The organism is Pseudomonas sp. BJP69, from assembly GCF_007633355.1.
Lineage (GTDB): Bacteria > Pseudomonadota > Gammaproteobacteria > Pseudomonadales > Pseudomonadaceae > Aquipseudomonas > Aquipseudomonas juntendi.
The window spans coordinates 2969864-2985647 of sequence record NZ_CP041933.1 but is presented as its reverse complement, the minus strand read 5'-3'; the positions used below and the strand labels follow the sequence as shown (position 1 = coordinate 2985647).

General features: G+C 63.8%; 13 protein-coding genes. 7 read left to right on the top strand and 6 right to left on the bottom strand.

Annotated features, from left to right (window positions below):
* Window positions 1-6: 6 nt before the first annotated feature.
* Window positions 7-1389, top strand: a complete 1383-nt coding sequence (gene cysS, locus FPB55_RS13815; RefSeq protein WP_144188439.1) for a cysteine--tRNA ligase — start codon at window positions 7-9, stop codon at window positions 1387-1389.
* A 1097-nt stretch (window positions 1390-2486) separates the two neighbouring features.
* Here the strand turns inward: cysS and FPB55_RS13805 are convergent.
* Both FPB55_RS13805 and FPB55_RS13800 read right to left on the bottom strand, forming a co-directional pair.
* Window positions 2487-3878: a HAMP domain-containing sensor histidine kinase gene (locus tag FPB55_RS13805; RefSeq protein WP_144188437.1), complete on the bottom strand. Its 1392-nt coding sequence runs from the start codon at window positions 3876-3878 to the stop codon at window positions 2487-2489.
* Window positions 3856-4536 carry a response regulator transcription factor gene (locus FPB55_RS13800; protein WP_047149773.1) on the bottom strand — a complete coding sequence of 227 codons (681 nt, stop codon included), beginning with the start codon at window positions 4534-4536 and terminating at the stop codon, window positions 3856-3858. Before FPB55_RS13800 ends, FPB55_RS13805 begins: the two co-directional genes overlap by 23 nt.
* 181 nt (window positions 4537-4717) lie before the next feature.
* Between FPB55_RS13800 and FPB55_RS13795 the strand changes: the two genes are divergently transcribed.
* The 3 genes from FPB55_RS13795 (at window position 4718) to proP (ending at window position 8403) form a co-directional block, all read left to right on the top strand.
* Window positions 4718-5611: a PA4780 family RIO1-like protein kinase gene (locus tag FPB55_RS13795; protein WP_054881106.1), complete on the top strand. Its 894-nt coding sequence runs from the start codon at window positions 4718-4720 to the stop codon at window positions 5609-5611.
* 174 nt (window positions 5612-5785) lie between these two features.
* Window positions 5786-6760 carry a porphobilinogen synthase gene (hemB, locus tag FPB55_RS13790; RefSeq protein WP_029887703.1) on the top strand — a complete coding sequence of 325 codons (975 nt, stop codon included), beginning with the start codon at window positions 5786-5788 and terminating at the stop codon, window positions 6758-6760.
* A gap of 140 nt (window positions 6761-6900) precedes the next feature.
* A complete protein-coding gene (proP, locus tag FPB55_RS13785) occupies window positions 6901-8403 on the top strand; it encodes a glycine betaine/L-proline transporter ProP (RefSeq protein WP_009682151.1) in 1503 nt (500 codons plus the stop codon).
* Here proP and FPB55_RS13780 read toward each other — a convergent pair whose 3' ends face one another.
* From FPB55_RS13780 to FPB55_RS13765, 4 genes are all read right to left on the bottom strand, one after another.
* Window positions 8404-9105 carry a YoaK family protein gene (locus FPB55_RS13780; protein WP_033690228.1) on the bottom strand — a complete coding sequence of 234 codons (702 nt, stop codon included), beginning with the start codon at window positions 9103-9105 and terminating at the stop codon, window positions 8404-8406.
* Window positions 9106-9114: 9 nt separating this feature from the next.
* On the bottom strand, window positions 9115-9744 hold the full coding sequence (locus tag FPB55_RS13775; protein ID WP_009682149.1) for a riboflavin synthase: 630 nt from the start codon (window positions 9742-9744) through the stop codon (window positions 9115-9117).
* A gap of 125 nt (window positions 9745-9869) precedes the next feature.
* Window positions 9870-11936 carry a maltose alpha-D-glucosyltransferase gene (gene treS, locus FPB55_RS13770; protein WP_144188435.1) on the bottom strand — a complete coding sequence of 689 codons (2067 nt, stop codon included), beginning with the start codon at window positions 11934-11936 and terminating at the stop codon, window positions 9870-9872.
* Window positions 11937-12042: 106 nt separating this feature from the next.
* Window positions 12043-12960, bottom strand: a complete 918-nt coding sequence (locus FPB55_RS13765) for a LysR family transcriptional regulator (RefSeq protein ID WP_009682147.1) — start codon at window positions 12958-12960, stop codon at window positions 12043-12045.
* A gap of 121 nt (window positions 12961-13081) precedes the next feature.
* Here FPB55_RS13765 and FPB55_RS13760 point away from each other — a divergent pair, with 121 nt between their 5' ends.
* From FPB55_RS13760 to FPB55_RS13750, 3 genes are all read left to right on the top strand, one after another.
* On the top strand, window positions 13082-13840 hold the full coding sequence (locus FPB55_RS13760; protein ID WP_009682146.1) for a 5-oxoprolinase subunit PxpA: 759 nt from the start codon (window positions 13082-13084) through the stop codon (window positions 13838-13840).
* A gap of 86 nt (window positions 13841-13926) precedes the next feature.
* Window positions 13927-14814, top strand: coding sequence for an allophanate hydrolase subunit 1 (locus tag FPB55_RS13755; RefSeq protein WP_054904401.1), 888 nt, complete (start codon window positions 13927-13929; stop codon window positions 14812-14814).
* Window positions 14811-15782: a biotin-dependent carboxyltransferase family protein gene (locus tag FPB55_RS13750; RefSeq protein WP_054913054.1), complete on the top strand. Its 972-nt coding sequence runs from the start codon at window positions 14811-14813 to the stop codon at window positions 15780-15782. Before FPB55_RS13755 ends, FPB55_RS13750 begins: the two co-directional genes overlap by 4 nt.
* The last annotated feature ends 2 nt before the right edge of the window (window positions 15783-15784 follow it).

The following is a 15784-nucleotide window of genomic DNA, read 5'->3' as shown; positions in this document are numbered from 1 at the left end:
ACCGCCGTGCTAACCATCTACAACACCCTGACCAAAGCCAAGGAAACCTTCAAGCCGTTGGATGGCAACAAGGTGCGCATGTACGTTTGCGGCATGACCGTGTACGACTACTGCCACCTGGGCCACGGCCGCAGCATGGTGGCGTTCGACCTGGTCACCCGCTGGCTGCGCAAGAGCGGTTACGAGCTGACCTACGTGCGCAATATCACCGACATCGATGACAAGATCATCAACCGGGCCAACGAGAACGGCGAAAGCTTCGACGCCCTCACGGCGCGCATGATCGACGCGATGCACGAAGACGAGCGCCGCCTGAACATCCTGCCGCCAGACCAGGAACCGCGTGCCACCGACCATATCGCCGGCATGCACGCGATGATCCAGACCCTGATCGACAAGGGGTATGCCTACGCGCCGGGCAATGGCGACGTGTACTACCGCGTCGGCAAGTTCGTGGGCTACGGCAAGCTGTCGCGCAAGAAGATCGAAGACCTGCGCATCGGCGCCCGCATCGAGGTCGACGAGGCCAAGCAAGACCCGCTCGATTTCGTGCTGTGGAAGGGCGTCAAGCCGGGCGAGCCAAGCTGGGAGTCGCCATGGGGCCCGGGCCGTCCGGGCTGGCACATCGAGTGCTCGGTGATGTCCACCTGCTGCCTGGGTGAGAGCTTCGACATTCATGGTGGCGGCAGCGACCTGGAATTCCCGCACCACGAGAACGAGATTGCCCAGAGCGAGGCGGCCACCGGCAAGCAGTACGCCAACGCCTGGATGCACTGCGGCATGATCCGTATCAATGGCGAGAAGATGTCGAAGTCGTTGAACAACTTCTTCACCATCCGTGATGTGCTCGAGAAGTACCACCCGGAGGTGGTTCGCTACCTGCTGGTGGCCAGCCACTACCGCAGTGCCATCAACTACTCGGAAGACAGCTTGCGCGACGCCAAGGGCGCTCTGGAGCGCTTCTACCATGCCTTGCGCGGCCTGCCGCGCGTGTCAGCCAAGGGCGGCGAGGCCTTTGTCGAGCGCTTCAGCGTGGCGATGAATGACGACTTTGGCACGCCCGAGGCCTGCGCTGTGCTGTTCGACCTGGTGCGTGAGATCAACCGCCTGCGCGACAGCGATGTAGACGCTGCTGCCGGCCTGGCCGGTCGCCTCCGGGAGCTGGGTGATGTGCTGGGTGTGCTGCAGCTGGACGCCGATGACTTCCTGCGCGCGGGCGCCGAAGGCAAGGTCGATGCGGCCGAGGTCGAGGGCTTGATCCAGGCGCGCCTGCAGGCGCGGGCAGACAAGAACTGGGCCGAGTCCGACCGCATTCGCGACCAGCTGACCGCCATGGGCGTGGTGTTGGAAGACAGCAAGGGTGCCACTACCTGGCGTCTGGCTGACTGATCGGTGCAACTGGGGCCGCTTTGCGGCCCATCGCGACACAAGGCCGCAATGCAGGACTCGAAGATTACACGGTTCTTGTGGGAGCGGGCGTGCCCGCGAAGAAACCAGCGCGCTGCATGGCACCGGCTGCGCCGGTGTTCGCGGGCATGCCCGCTCCCACAGGTTACTGCGTCGGCTTTTCAAATTTGGAGAAAGACAGTTGCTCCTGCAAGTACGGCGGCAACTCCAAGCCAGCGCAGACCCCTGTGGGAGCGGGCATGCCCGCGAACACCGGCGCAGCCGGTGCCAGGCACCGCGTCGCCTGCTTCGCGGGCTTGCCCGCTCCCACAGGTGAATCGCGCAGGCTTTTCAAATTTTGAGAAAGACAGTTGCTCCTGCAAGTACGGCGGCAACTCCAAGCCAGCGCAGGCCCTGTGGGAGCGGGCATGCCCGCGAACACCGGCGCAGCCGGTGCCAGATCCCGCGTCGCCTGCTTCGCGGGCTTGCCCGCTCCCACAGGTGAATAGCGCAGGCTTTTCAAATTTTGAGAAAGACAGTTGCTCCTGCAAGTACGGCGGCAACTCCAAGCCAGCGCAGACCCCTGTGGGGGCGGGCATGCCCGCGAACACCGGCGCAGCCGGTGCCAGATCCCGCGTCGCCTGCTTCGCGGGCTTGCCCGCTCCCACAGGTGAATCGCGCAGGCTTTTCAAATTTTGAGAAAGACAGTTGCTCCTGCAAGTACGGCGGCAACTCCAAGCCAGCGCAGACCCCTGTGGGAGCGGGCATGCCCGCGAACACCGGCGCAGCCGGTGCCAGGCACCGCGTCGCCTGCTTCGCGGGCTTGCCCGCTCCCACAGGTGAATCGCGCAGGCTTTTCAAATTTTGAGAAAGACAGTTGCTCCTGCAAGTACGGCGGCAACTCCAAGCCAACGCAGGCCCTGTGGGAGCGGGCATGCCCGCGAACACCGGCAAAGCCGGTGCCAGAGACCGCGTCGCCTGCTTCGCGGGCTTGCCCGCTCCCACAGGTGAATCGCGCAGGCTTTTCACATTTTTGAGAAAGACAGTTGCTCCTACAGCGTGGCCTTGTGTCGCGATGGCCTGCAAAGCAGCCCCGATGGTTATTTGGCCAGCCCGGCCAATGGGCAATGCAGTACCAGCTTGGCCCCACCCAAAGGGCTCTCGCCAATTTCCAGGCCGAACCCATGCAGGTCGACGATCGCCGCAACGATTGATAGCCCCAGGCCGAACCCGGCGTGGCGGTGGCCTTCATCACTGCGGTAGAACCGCTTCAGTACCGCCGTGCGTTCTTCTGCCGGAATACCCGGCCCGCTGTCTTCGATGGCCACATGCACGCCGGTGTCGTCCTGGGTGGCGGCCACGCGCACCTGCCCACCTTCCGGGGTGAACTTGATCGCGTTACCTACCAGGTTGGCCAGCGCCTCGAACAACAGCTCGCGGTCGCCGTGCAGTGCCGGCAAGTGCCCAGGTTGGTGCAGCTCCAGGTGAATGCCGCCATCTTCGGCCAACGGCAGGTAGAAGTCGTGCAGCTCTACCAGCAAATCATGCGGGTCAAGCTGCACGAAGCCGGCCCGGCGTTGGCGGTCTTCCAGTTCGCTGATGCGCAACAACCCACGAAAACGCGCCATCAGGGTGTCGGTTTCGCCGATGGCCTGGTCCAGTGCCTCGGCTTGCGCGGAATCGTTGTCGCTTTGCTGGCGTATGCGGTACAGCTGGGCGCGCAGGCGGGTCAGTGGGGTGCGCAGGTCGTGGGCAATGTTGTCGCACACGCCCTTGACCTCGTGCATCAGCCGCTCGATGCGGTCAAGCATGGCATTGACGATGGCGGCCAGCATGTCCAGTTCGTCGCGCCGGGCCGACAGCGGTAGGCGGTGCGTGAGGTCGCCGGCGACAATCAGCTCGGCCTGGGCCTGAATGGCCCGGATGCGTTTCAGGGGGCGGCGGCGCAGCAGGTACCAGCCGGCGAAGCCGGGGATCAGGGTGAAGGAGATACCCCAGAGCAGGGCATCGAGAATGATCCGTGTGACGACGAACAATGAGCCGTTATCGCGGAACAGCACCAGCCAGCGCCCATCCTGCACCTTGATGGCCACGGCATCGCAGCTGTCGCGGGGCATGCGCGGATCATCGGCGTCCAGGCAACGCTTCAGCTCATGGATCTTGCCGTCCAGCCGCAGCCCAGGGGGCAGGGCACGAACACTGCCGCCCAGCGGGTTGAGTTGTGCATCGAACAGGCCATAGGCATCGAAGCTGCGTTCCTCGAAAGCCTGGCTGGCAATCAGGGCGTCGTCCAGCTGCTTGCCGCTCATGTGCGCGAACAGGTGCTGACGCTGCAGCATGGAATGGCGGGTGAGCTTGTTCAGGTAGCTGGAAACCTCGAAGTACAGCACCCCCATGAGGATGCTGCTCCAGGCTACGAACAGAAAACTGTACAGTGCCAGCAGGCGGCTGGTGGACGAACTCCAGCCTTTAGACGGGTTCAGCAATGGCATAGCCGGAGCCCCGCACCGTACGGATCAGCGGCGACTGGCCGGGTGAGTCGATTTTCTTGCGCAGGCGGCCGATATGCACGTCGATCAGGTTGGTACCCGGGTCGAAGTGGTAGCCCCACACTTCCTCGAAAATCATCATCCGCGTAATGACCTGGCCGCTGTGGCGCATCAGGTACTCCAGCAGTTTGTACTCGGTCGGCAGCAGGTTGAGGGTGTTGTCGCCGCGGCGCGCTTCGTGGCTGATCAGGTCCAGTTGCAGGTCGGCGACCTGCAAGCGGGTCTGGGTCATCGGCACGCTGTTGCGGCGCAGCAGCACTTCGACCCGGGCGGCCATTTCGTCGGAGGCGAACGGCTTGGTCAGGTAGTCGTCACCGCCGGCGCGCAGGCCGCGCACCCGCTCATCGACGTCGGAGAGGGCGCTGATCATCAGGATCGGCGTGGCGATCTTGAGGTTGCGCAGGGTCGTGACGATGGTCAGGCCATCGACCTCGGGCAGCATGCGGTCCAGGGTGATCAGGTCGTAACCGCCGGCAATGGCCTTGGCCAGGCCTTCACGACCATTGTCGGCCCACTCCACCTCAAGGCCATGGCTGGTAAGTTCGGCGACGATTTCCTGGCCGGTGACGGCGTCGTCTTCGATGGTCAGTACGCGAGGCATGCTGGTTCCTGGGCATCTAATGGAGACTCGATTGTGCCAAAGAATAGACAACCGGCGATTTAAGAAAAATTCATCTTGCCACAACCCGCCTGGCTTCACCCATTGTGAAGACAGACGAGCATGTCGCAGCAGGCTGTGAGAGGATGTCCGTCAACACAGCCAGGACCCCGAACGCAGCCTGATGAAGACACCCAAAAGAATCGAACCCCTGATCGAAGACGGCCTCGTCGACGAAGTACTGCGGCCGTTGATGAGTGGCAAGGAAGCCGCCGTGTACGTGGTGCGTTGCGGTAGCCAGGTGCGCTGCGCCAAGGTCTATAAAGAAGCCAACAAGCGCAGTTTCCGCCAGGCCGCTGAATACCAGGAAGGCCGCAAGGTGCGCAATAGCCGCCAGGCCCGGGCCATGGCCAAGGGCAGCAAGTACGGCCGCAAAGAGGCCGAGGACGCCTGGCAGAACGCCGAAGTGGCGGCACTGTTCCGCCTGGCCGGCGCCGGGGTCCGGGTGCCCAAGCCCTATGACTTCCAGGACGGCGTGTTGCTGATGGAGCTGGTGACCGACGCCGATGGCGATGCCGCACCCCGGCTCAACGACGTGCACCTGGAGGCCGAGGAGGCGCGGGTGTTCCATGCCTTCGTCATTCGCCAGATCGTGCTGATGCTGTGTGCCGGGCTGGTCCATGGCGACCTGTCCGAATTCAATGTGCTGCTCGGCCCGGACGGGCCGGTGATCATCGACCTGCCGCAGGCAGTGGACGCCGCCGCCAACAACCACGCATTCAGCATGCTGCAGCGTGACGTGGACAACATGGCCCACTACTTCGGGCGCTTTGCCCCAGAGCTGAAGAGCACGCGCTATGCCCAGGAAATGTGGGCGTTGTACGAGGCTGGCAAGTTGCTGCCCGATTCCGTGTTGACCGGGGTATTCCAGGACGACGAGCATGAGGCCGACGTTGGCGGGGTAATGCGGGAAATCGACGCCGCCCGCTTGGACGAGGCCCGGCGCCGGGCAGCGCGTGCCGAGGCGGAAAACGGCCCGGCCAAGGCCGAGGAGCCGACACCGCCCTGGCTGCAATGATGTGCTGCCGGTGCAGCCCGCTTCGCAGGTTCCCCACCGAAGCGGGCGCCACCGGCTCAGCCAGTGCCCTGCGCGGCCATTACCTTTGATGCAGGACAATATCTCGTCATCCGGCCTTTTCACTGGCCCCTGACAGGCATAAGGTATACGCCGTTCAAATTCCCTGGAGCAGTCATGTCCAACCAATTCCCCTCCGTTCGTCCTCGCCGCCTGCGCCAGAACGAGTCCCTGCGCACCGTATTCCAGGAAACCGAATTCCGCCTTGAAGACCTGATCCTGCCGATCTTCGTGGAAGAAGGCATCGACGACTTCGTGCCCATCAGCAGCATGCCCGGCGTGAACCGCATCCCTGAGAAGCGGCTGGCCCAGGAAATCGAGCGCTATGCCCGCGCCGGTATCAAATCGGTGATGACCTTCGGTGTGTCTCACCACCTGGATGCCGTTGGCAGCGACACCTGGAACGAAAACGGCCTGGTGGCGCGCATGTCGCGTATCTGCAAGGACACCGTGCCGGAAATGGTGGTGATGTCCGATACCTGTTTCTGCGAATACACCAGCCACGGGCACTGCGGCGTACTGCATGACCACGGCGTGGACAACGACGCCACCTTGGTCAACCTGGGCAAGCAGGCGGTGATCGCTGCCGCTGCCGGTGCCGACTTCATCGCACCTTCGGCGGCGATGGACGGCCAGGTCCAGGCCATTCGTAGCGCGCTGGACGGTGCAGGCTTCCACGACACTGCGATCATGGCCTATTCGACCAAGTTCGCCTCGTCGCTGTACGGCCCGTTCCGCGAAGCAGGCGGCACGGCGCTCAAAGGTGACCGCAAGAGCTACCAGATGAACCCGATGAACCGCCGCGAGGCCGTGCGTGAATCGCTGCTTGACGAGCAGGAAGGTGCAGACGTGCTGATGGTCAAGCCGGCCGGTGCCTACCTTGACGTGATCGCCGACATTCGTGCGGCCTCGCGCCTGCCGCTGGCGGCGTACCAGGTCAGCGGTGAGTACGCGATGATCAAGTTCGGTGGCCTTGCCGGTGCCATCGACGAAGGCCGCGTGGTGCGCGAAAGCATTGGCGCTATCAAGCGCGCCGGTGCCGACCTGATCCTGACCTACTTCGCCATGGACCTGGCCCGCGAAGGCATTTGAGCAGCAAAGCAGCTCCCCTGGCCTGGGGGCGGGCTTACCCGCCCCCAGCGCAATTCCCTACAAAAATTCATTAAGCGCTGAATTATTTTGTGTCCCGTTGTATCAGATGCCATAGAGCATTGATCGACAGGGATACAGGCATGAAATCTCGCAGGAAAAGCGTCAAACCTATTGGCCTCAAGGACATCACGATCGTCGACGATGCCAAGATGAAGAAGGCGATCACCGCCGCTGCACTGGGTAACGCCATGGAGTGGTTCGACTTCGGGGTCTATGGCTTCGTCGCCTATGCATTGGGCAAGGTGTTCTTCCCCAACGCCGACCCCAGTGTGCAAATGATCGCGGCGTTGGCCACCTTTTCGGTGCCATTCCTCATTCGCCCCCTGGGCGGGCTGTTCTTCGGCGCCCTCGGCGACAAGTTCGGCCGGCAGAAAATCCTTGCCGCCACCATCGTCATCATGTCCCTCAGCACCTTTGCCATTGGCTTGATACCGTCCTATGCCAGTATCGGCATATGGGCGCCGATACTGCTGTTGCTGGCGAAAATGGCCCAGGGCTTCTCGGTGGGCGGCGAGTACACCGGCGCGTCGATCTTCGTGGCCGAGTATGCGCCTGACCGCAAGCGCGGCTTCCTTGGCAGCTGGCTGGACTTCGGCTCGATCGCCGGCTTCGTGCTGGGCGCCGGGGTAGTGGTGCTGATTTCCACGGTGCTTGGTGAAGAAAGGTTCCTTGAGTGGGGCTGGCGCCTGCCGTTCTTCCTGGCATTGCCGCTGGGCATCATCGGCCTCTACCTGCGTAACGCCCTGGAGGAAACCCCCGCGTTCCAGCAGCACGTCGACAAGATGGAGCAGGGTGACCGCGAGGGCCTGGCGTCGGGGCCCAAGGTGTCGTTCAAGGAAGTGGCGACCAAGCACTGGCGTAGCCTGGTGACCTGCATTGGCGTGGTGATCGCCACCAACGTCACCTACTACATGCTGTTGACCTACATGCCCAGCTACCTCTCGCACAACCTGCACTACAGCGAGGACCATGGCGTACTGATCATCATCGCGATCATGGTCGGCATGCTGTTCGTGCAGCCCATTATCGGCCTGCTGAGCGACAAGTTCGGCCGTCGCCCGTTTATCGTGGTCGGCAGTATCGGGCTGTTCGCCCTGGCCATTCCGGCGTTCATGCTGATCAACAGCGGTGTGCTGGGGTTGATCTTCTCGGGGCTGCTGATCATTGCCGTGCTGCTGAACTTCTTCATCGGTGTGATGGCGTCGACGTTGCCGGCGATGTTCCCCACTCACATCCGCTACAGCGCACTGGCCAGTGCCTTCAACATTTCCGTGCTGATCGCCGGCCTGACCCCCACCATCGCCGCCTGGCTGGTGGAAAGCAGCGGCAACCTGTACATGCCCGCCTACTACCTGATGGTGATCGCCGCGGTGGGCCTGGTGACCGGCCTGACCATGAAGGAAACCGCCAATAAACCGCTGCGCGGTGCCGCACCGGCGGCATCGGACATCGACGAGGCGCGCGAGCTGCTGCAGGAACACCACGACAACATCGAGCAGAAGATCGAGGACATCGACGAGCAGATCGCCGAGCTCGAGGCCAAGCGCAAGTTGTTGGTCCAGCAGCACCCGCGCATCGATTGATCAGCGCGGCATGTAGCCACGCTGCCAGGCACGGGGAATGAACCGCGACACCAGGGCCAGCAGGCACGCCAGCACGCAACTGCCGGCCAGTGCCTGCAGGCCCAGGTGGTGTTGCAGCCAGGCGCCCAGCGCGGCGCCCAGCAGCATCCCTGCCCACGGCACCAGTTGCACCCGCCAGCCGTGGCGCCGCTCGCCCAGCAACCAGCGCCCAAGGCCGCGGCCGAAGCGTGACAGTGCACCGGTGACGTAGGTCAGGCCGATTGGCAGGCCGTTCACTTGCTCGACGACTGCGTTGATCATGCCCATGGCCAGGGTCGCGGCCAGCAATGCCGGGAAGGTGGCCGCCAGTGGCCACGCTGCAGCGCAGGCCAGCAACGCCGCCACGACCACCAGCACGGGCCAGGCCCGGCGACGGAAGCCGCGCGCCAGCACTACCCCCAATGTGTTACCCGCGACAAAGCCCAGCAAAGCGCCGCTCAGGCGCAGCACCAGGGCCAGGTCAGCCTGGCTGATCGCCACCGCCAGGCGCGTGGTATTACCGCTCATGAACGATACGAAGTCGCCCAGGGCCAGCAGGCCAATGGCGTCGGTCATGCCTGCCAGCACCGACAGCCCGGCCACCAGGCCAAGGCCGACACGGCCACGCAGCACCTGCAGGCGCAAGCGCCTGGCCGTACGGGTAGTAAGGGGATGGGGTAGCACGGGCAGGCCTCAGGGCAACAGGTTTTCGCGGGCCAGGGTGCCTTTGATGGTGCGCTCGACCACATCCACCAGCACCATGGTCTGGTGATCGACCTCGATGTTCAGCAAATCGCCGGCAGCGTAGCTGGCGAACGTGGTCTGGCGCAGGGTTTCCGGGATCAGGTTGATGGTGACCAGGTTGTCTTCCACGTCGGCCACGGTCAGGCTGCAGCCGTTGACCCCGATGAAGCCCCGCGGGAACACGTACTTGCCCCATGGCGGCGGCATGCGGAAACGGATGAAGGCGCCGGTCTGCTCGATCGACAGTTCGACTATTTCTGCGGTCGTGGCAATGTGGCCAGCCATGAGGTGGCCGCCGACTTCGGCGTTCATCTTCGCCGAACGCTCGATGTTGACCCCTTGGCCGGCCTTGAAATTGCGCAGGTTGGTGCGTTCCAGGGTGGCCGTCATTGCATCGAACCTGACGTGGCTGCCGTCGATCTCGGTGACAGACAAGCACGTGCCCTCGACGCTAACGCTGGCGCCGATCTTCAACTCATCGAGCAGTTCCGGGGTGAGATCGATGGTGAACTGGTTGTGGCCCGGGTAGCTGGTCACATCAAGCAGTGGGCGGACGGCCTGGACGATGCCGGTGTACATGGTGTTGCTCCTGGGCGCGAAAAGAAAACACCCGAACGCTATGCCTGTACGGCCTCAAAAGCAAGGCGCCAGCGCCCTGGTGCTGCCCAGGCATGCGGCCGGGCACACGCAGGGCGCTGGCCGGCTCACACATGCCCGGTGCTGTTGACGATGCGCAGGCACAGCGCTTCGTACGGGTCCAGGTTCACCAGCAAACGGCCATCCTCAGTCAGGTCGCCTTCTACCGTTTCGTTGATCATGTCCACCACCGGCCCTGGCGTGAAGCCCGTTAGCAGTAGCTCCTCGGCGATCACCTCCTGGCTGAAGTTCAACGCACTGATCTGGATGCCGCGCCCCGCCGGTAGCTCATGCACCATGACCAGCAACCCAGGGCTGCTGACCTCCGGCACCAGCACCTGGCGGCTGGTGGCAATGCCGTAGGCCTGGCGCACCGCGAGCAGTTTTTTCACCTTGCAGGCGAAAGAGTCAGGGTTGTCCAGTTGGCTGTCGAGGCTGCCATACAGCGCCCGCGCCCGCGGCATGCCGCGCACTGACGTGTCCGCTTGCGGGTCGAGCCCGGCCAGGTCGTAGCCGCCGCGGTGAATCCAGCGGGTATCGCCGTCGAGCATGCGCTCGGCCACGGCTTCGCCTGGCAAGGGCAGGGCGCCGACCATGTCCCAGCCCGACAGCGCCACCACACCTGGCTGCATGGCGTTGTACATGACCAGCAGCAGGTGCAGTTTCTGGATCTGCTCGATGTCCGCCGGGCCTATTTGGTCGAGGTCGCGGATGCCCAGTGCCGCAGTGATGAGGCTGGCGGTGGTGCAGGCGATGCCATTGGTGACGAAGCGTAGGTTGTAGGGCGCATGCTCGCCCGACAGGCGTTCGTAGATTTCTTCGCGGATGTGCTCGCGCAGGATGTTGCCGGGTAATGTCTGGCCCTTGTACAGGTACATGTCATGGGCATGCAGGGTCCAGAAGTGCACCAGCTCCACGGTCAGTTCGTCGTGGTTCTGCAGGGCATGGATCAGTGAGGCCGGGTCGATGCCGAAGGCGTGCATTTCCTTGAGCATCAGGCGCAGGAACTCGGTGTCGCCGGTCAGCAAGGCATGTTGGTAGGCGGGCCGGGTGACGAAGTCGTAGGACAGGTCGGCACCGCCCTTGGACATTTGCGCAATGTCATCGAGGGTCAGGTTCAGTTCCTGGAAACTGAAGCCGCCGGCCTTGCGGATCATGCCACCGATCAATTGGTTGCCGACCAGCGACAGCGGGTGGCTTTCCGACCAGGCGGTGCCACTGGCACGGGTTTCCACCCCGAGAAAACCGTTGGCATCCAGGCGCAGGCCACGTGCACCCAGGCAATCCAGGGCATGCAGGGCGTCGCCGATGATCATCTGCTGGGCGGCAAAGGTGGGGTCCAGCCAGTTCAGCGACGGTTGGCCATCTTTGAAGTAGTGCAGGTAGACCCAACGCCGGGTCTTGCCGTCGACACCGGTGACCGGTGGGGTGGCGCTCCAGTCGGTTTCCTTGACCCCCGGCTCGAAGAAAATCACTCGCTGCAACTGCCCGACGATGTGATGGCGTGCCTTGAGCTCGTCGCACTGTGCGGGCAGCAGGTTGGCCGAGTCACGTCCGGGTGGCACCTCGGGCAGCAAGTGCCAGTCTTCCTCGCGTATCTCCACCATGTGGTACAGCCCCGGGTAGGCGCCGTAGGCCATTTCCGCCAGGCGGAAGTCGGCGCCCTTGCCGGTGTGCGAGGGGATCAGGTCGTCGATGGTCACCGCATTGTGCGCGGCGGCCATGCGGCTCATCTGGATCAACTCCGGCTCGCTGCCATAGAGCGGGTCGATATCGAAGCTGATGCGGTCGAAGTTGCCGTCTACGCTAGGTGTGAGCTCGCGGTCGCGAATACCGCCAGACAGCTTGATCGGCCCGGTGTGCAGGCCTTGAATGCCGATTTCCGACAGGCGCTTCCACAAGGCTTCATGGGCCAGGGCACCGAGCACCGAGCAGCCCTCTGGGGCGATGATGGCATCGGGGTAAACGGTCAGCCAGACCGAGGCGATTTCCGTGGCCCGGCGGGGCTGTGCCTCGGCGTAGGGTTGTTGCCACAGGCGCGACTGGCCTGAGTACAGGCTGGCGCGCTCCTGGGAAGCCTTGAGCATGGCGCGCGCTTCGAGCCATTTCACGTATGCAGGGTCGGGCTGGGTCATTTCGCGTCCTCTTTGCGTGTCGGCACCGGCTCAGGTTATGACGGCAGAGCGGTCGGATCGTTCGGCTGGGAGCCAGGGCCTGCACGAAATGCCTGGCACAGCGTGCTCAGCGCCGTGCAGCCCACTGCTGCGGTGCCAGGAAGGCGCCGTGGAAGTAATTGCGCAAAGCCTGCATCGCCGGGCTGAACGCCCGCTCGCGGTGCCAGGCCAGCCCCACGCTCATGGGCGCTACCGGGTCGCTGATGGTGACTGTTTCGATGCGCTTGCCCTCCAGCGACCATGGCCGGTGCACCAGGTCTGACAAGATCGCTACGCCACTGCCATTGGCGACCATGCTGCGCACCGCCTCCACCGAACTGGTGCGCACGCGCACGCTGGGCCGTTGCCCGGCCTGCTGCCAATAGCGCATGGCGCTTTGCTCGGCTTCGTCCACGGTCAACAAAATGAACGGCTCTGTGGCGACATCGGCCAGGCTCACGGCCGAGCGTTCGCACAGGGGGTGGTGCGCGGGCAGCCATAGGCGGCGCTCGGAGTTGAACAGCGTTTCTGAAACGATAGCCGGGTGGGTCAGGTTGGCGGTCAGCACCACCGCCATGTCGAAGCGCCCCTCCAGCAGCCCTTGCTCGATGGCACTGCGCTCCTGTTCGTAAAGTTCCAGGGTCACGTCGGGGTGCCAGTGCTCCAGGCGCTGCAAGTGGTGCGGCAGGAAGTAGCCGATTACCGTGTAGCTGGCTGCCAGGCGCAACAGGCCGCTGGCGCGTATGTCCGGCAACGGGCTGTTCAGCGCATCGTCGACGCTGCGCAGGATGACGTAGGCGCGGTTGAGGAAGTGCCGGCCGGCTTCGGTCAGGTTCATGCCCTGGGCGGAGCGCTGGAACAGCAGCACGCCGAGCATGGCCTCCAGCTCTTTGATTGCCGTGGTGACCGCCGACTGGGAAATATTGAGGTGGATGGCGGCCTGGGAGATCTGGCCGATTTCGGCAGTGGCGACAAAGTAGCGCACCTGGCGCAAGGTAAGTGACACGGCAGGCTCCCGGGGTATCTGTTTTTCCGAAGACACCCATTCTGTTTATAGATCTTCCCAAGGGGTAGGGGAGAATCTAACGTGGCTTGCATGCAGCCACAAGCGCCAGGGAGATACGGTCATGCAAGCAGTGGATTTCAACTCGGACATGGGCGAGGGCTTTGGCCCGTGGACCATTGGCGACGGCGTGGATAACGAGCTGATGGGTTACATCAGCAGCGCCAATATCGCCACCGGTTTTCATGCCGGCGACCCCGGCACCATGCGCCGTACGGTGGAGCGGGCCAAGGCCCTGGGGGTTGCCGTGGGGGCACACCCGGGGTTCCGCGACCTGGTCGGTTTCGGTCGCCGGCACATCAACGCATCGGCGCAGGAACTGGTCGACGACATGCTTTACCAGCTCGGGGCGCTGCGTGAAATCGCCCGGGCCCAGGGCGTGAGCCTGCAGCACATCAAACCCCACGGGGCGCTTTACATGCACCTGGCCCGTGACGAGCAAGCTGCACGCTTGCTGGTGGAAAACCTGCGGCTGATCGAACCGCAGTTATTGCTGTTCTGCATGCCCGGCTCGGTGATCTGCCGCATTGCCCAGGAGCTTGGCCAGCCGGTGGTGCGCGAGTTCTATGCCGACCGCGAGTACGACCTGAGCGGCTCGATCGTGTTCACCCGTAACGTAAGGGGCTACCAGCCTTTGGCAGTCGCCGAGCGTGTACTGCGGGCTTGCCGGCAAGGTGTGGTGCGCACCGTCGAGGGCCAGGACCTGGCCATCGAGTTCGATTCCATTTGCCTGCACAGTGATACGCCGGGCGCCCTCGACCTGGTCGAGGCCACGCGCAAGGCGCTGGACCAGGCTGGCATCGTGGTGCGTGCACCGCGCTGACGCTGGCATCCGGCAGCCACAGGCCGGAGCCTGATCATGTTGTTTTCGCCTGCCTTTCTATAAAGATTTCAAGAAAAGGAACAGTCATGGCCGAATCGCTTGCTACAACGCCTATCCGCTACAGCTTCGGCGCCGACGAGCACCTGTTTGCCGAGGTCAGCGAGAGCATGTCGCTGGAAGCCTTCTTCAAAGGTATGGCCGTCACCCGTGCGGTACAGCGCCTGGCGCTGGACGGCGTGCTGGATGTGTGCCTGGCCAATGCGTCGTTCCAGGTGCGTTTCGACCCCGACCGCATCGCCCCCGATGCCCTGCTGGCAGCGGTGCGCGGCGCCGAAGCGCAGGCGGTGGCCGAGCGTTCGTTGCATACCCGCATCATCGAGATTCCGGTGCTGTACAACGACCCCTGGACCCACGAAACCTTGATGCGCTTCCGTGACCGCCACCAGGACCCGGCCAGCACCGACCTGGAGTACGCGGCCCGCATCAATGGCCTGGCCGATGTCGACGCGTTCATTGCCGCGCACAGCGGTGCACCGTGGTTCGTTTCCATGGTCGGCTTCGTCGCTGGCCTGCCGTTCATGTTCCAGATGGTCGAGCGCCAGCGGCAATTGCAAGTGCCCAAGTACCTGCGGCCGCGTACCGACACGCCCCGCCTGACCCTGGGCCATGGCGGTTGTTTCGGTTGCATCTATTCGGTGCGCGGCGCGGGCGGTTACCAGATGTTCGGCGTCACCCCGGCACCGATCTACGACCCGCAACAGACCTTGAGCTACCTGAAGGAGCACATGGTGTTCTTCCGCCCAGGTGACATCGTGCAATTCAAACCCATCGACCGCCGCGCGTATGACCAGGCAGTGGCTGAGGTGGAGGAGGGCCGTTTCGACCTGCGCATTCGCCCGGTGGTGTTTTCCCTGGACGCATTCCTTGCCGACCCGGTCGGCTACCCCAAATCGCTGCAGGAGGTGCTGGCATGATCAAGGTACTCAAACCGGGCCTGGCGACCTCCGTGCAGGACCTGGGCCGCGAAGGCTATTACCACCTGGGCATTCCGCCATCTGGCGCGCTCGACCAGTATGCCCTGAGCGCAGCCAATTACCTGGTGGGCAACCCGCCGGGCGCTGCCGGCCTGGAATGTGCGCTGGTCGGCCCTGAACTTGAGTTCCAGGCAGATGCGCTGGTGGCAGTGTGTGGTGCACAGATGCCCGCCTTGCTCGATGGCCGCGAGCAGCGGCCCGACACGGCATTTGCCGTGCGCGCCGGGCAGGTGCTGCGTTTCAGCTTCCCGACGGCGGGGGCGCGGGCCTACCTGGCAGTGGCGGGGGGTATTGATGTGGCCGAGGTGCTGGGTAGCCGATCGACCTACGCGCTTGGGGCCTTGGGTGGCTTCCAGGGGCGCAAGTTGTTGGCCGGTGACCTGTTGCCGGTCGGTACGCCCACCGGCACCGGCCGCGCCGGCGCAAGCCTGCCGATGGCACTGCGCCAGGCCCTGGGCGGCGAAGTGGTGCTGCGGGTGGTGCCGGGGTTGTATTTTCACCGGCTGACCGAAGCTGCTGCGCAAAGCTTCTTCACCGAAGCCTGGACGGTAGGCTCCGAGGCGGATCGCATCGGTTACCGCTACAAAGGCGGCAGTGCCTTGAGTTTCCAGCCACGGGAGCAACCGTTCGGTGCTGGTTCGGACCCTTCCAACATCGTCGACAGCTGCTACCCCATCGGCTCGATCCAGGTACCGGCCGGGCTGGAGCCGATCATCCTGCACCGGGATGCCGTATCGGGCGGTGGCTACGCCATGATTGGCACGGTGATCAGCGCCGACCTCGACCTTATCGGGCAGATGCAGCCGAATCAGCAGGCACGCTTTCTGAAAGTCAGCCTGGAGCAGGCACTGGAGGCACGCCGCTCTTACAAGAAGAAGCTGGCGTGCCTGGCCCGGTTGTTCAGCTGAAC

Excerpts from the sequence above, each read along its gene's own strand:
- FPB55_RS13805 (WP_144188437.1), bottom strand. The coding sequence starts at position 3,878 with ATGCCATTGCTGAACCCGTCTAAAGGCTGGAGTTCGTCCACCAGCCGC.
- FPB55_RS13800 (WP_047149773.1), bottom strand. The coding sequence starts at position 4,536 with ATGCCTCGCGTACTGACCATCGAAGACGACGCCGTCACCGGCCAGGAA.
- FPB55_RS13795 (WP_054881106.1), top strand. The coding sequence starts at position 4,718 with ATGAAGACACCCAAAAGAATCGAACCCCTGATCGAAGACGGCCTCGTC.
- hemB (WP_029887703.1), top strand. The coding sequence starts at position 5,786 with ATGTCCAACCAATTCCCCTCCGTTCGTCCTCGCCGCCTGCGCCAGAAC.
- proP (WP_009682151.1), top strand. The coding sequence starts at position 6,901 with ATGAAATCTCGCAGGAAAAGCGTCAAACCTATTGGCCTCAAGGACATC.
- FPB55_RS13775 (WP_009682149.1), bottom strand. The coding sequence starts at position 9,744 with ATGTACACCGGCATCGTCCAGGCCGTCCGCCCACTGCTTGATGTGACC.
- treS (WP_144188435.1), bottom strand. The coding sequence starts at position 11,936 with ATGACCCAGCCCGACCCTGCATACGTGAAATGGCTCGAAGCGCGCGCC.
- FPB55_RS13760 (WP_009682146.1), top strand. The coding sequence starts at position 13,082 with ATGCAAGCAGTGGATTTCAACTCGGACATGGGCGAGGGCTTTGGCCCG.
- FPB55_RS13755 (WP_054904401.1), top strand. The coding sequence starts at position 13,927 with ATGGCCGAATCGCTTGCTACAACGCCTATCCGCTACAGCTTCGGCGCC.
- FPB55_RS13750 (WP_054913054.1), top strand. The coding sequence starts at position 14,811 with ATGATCAAGGTACTCAAACCGGGCCTGGCGACCTCCGTGCAGGACCTG.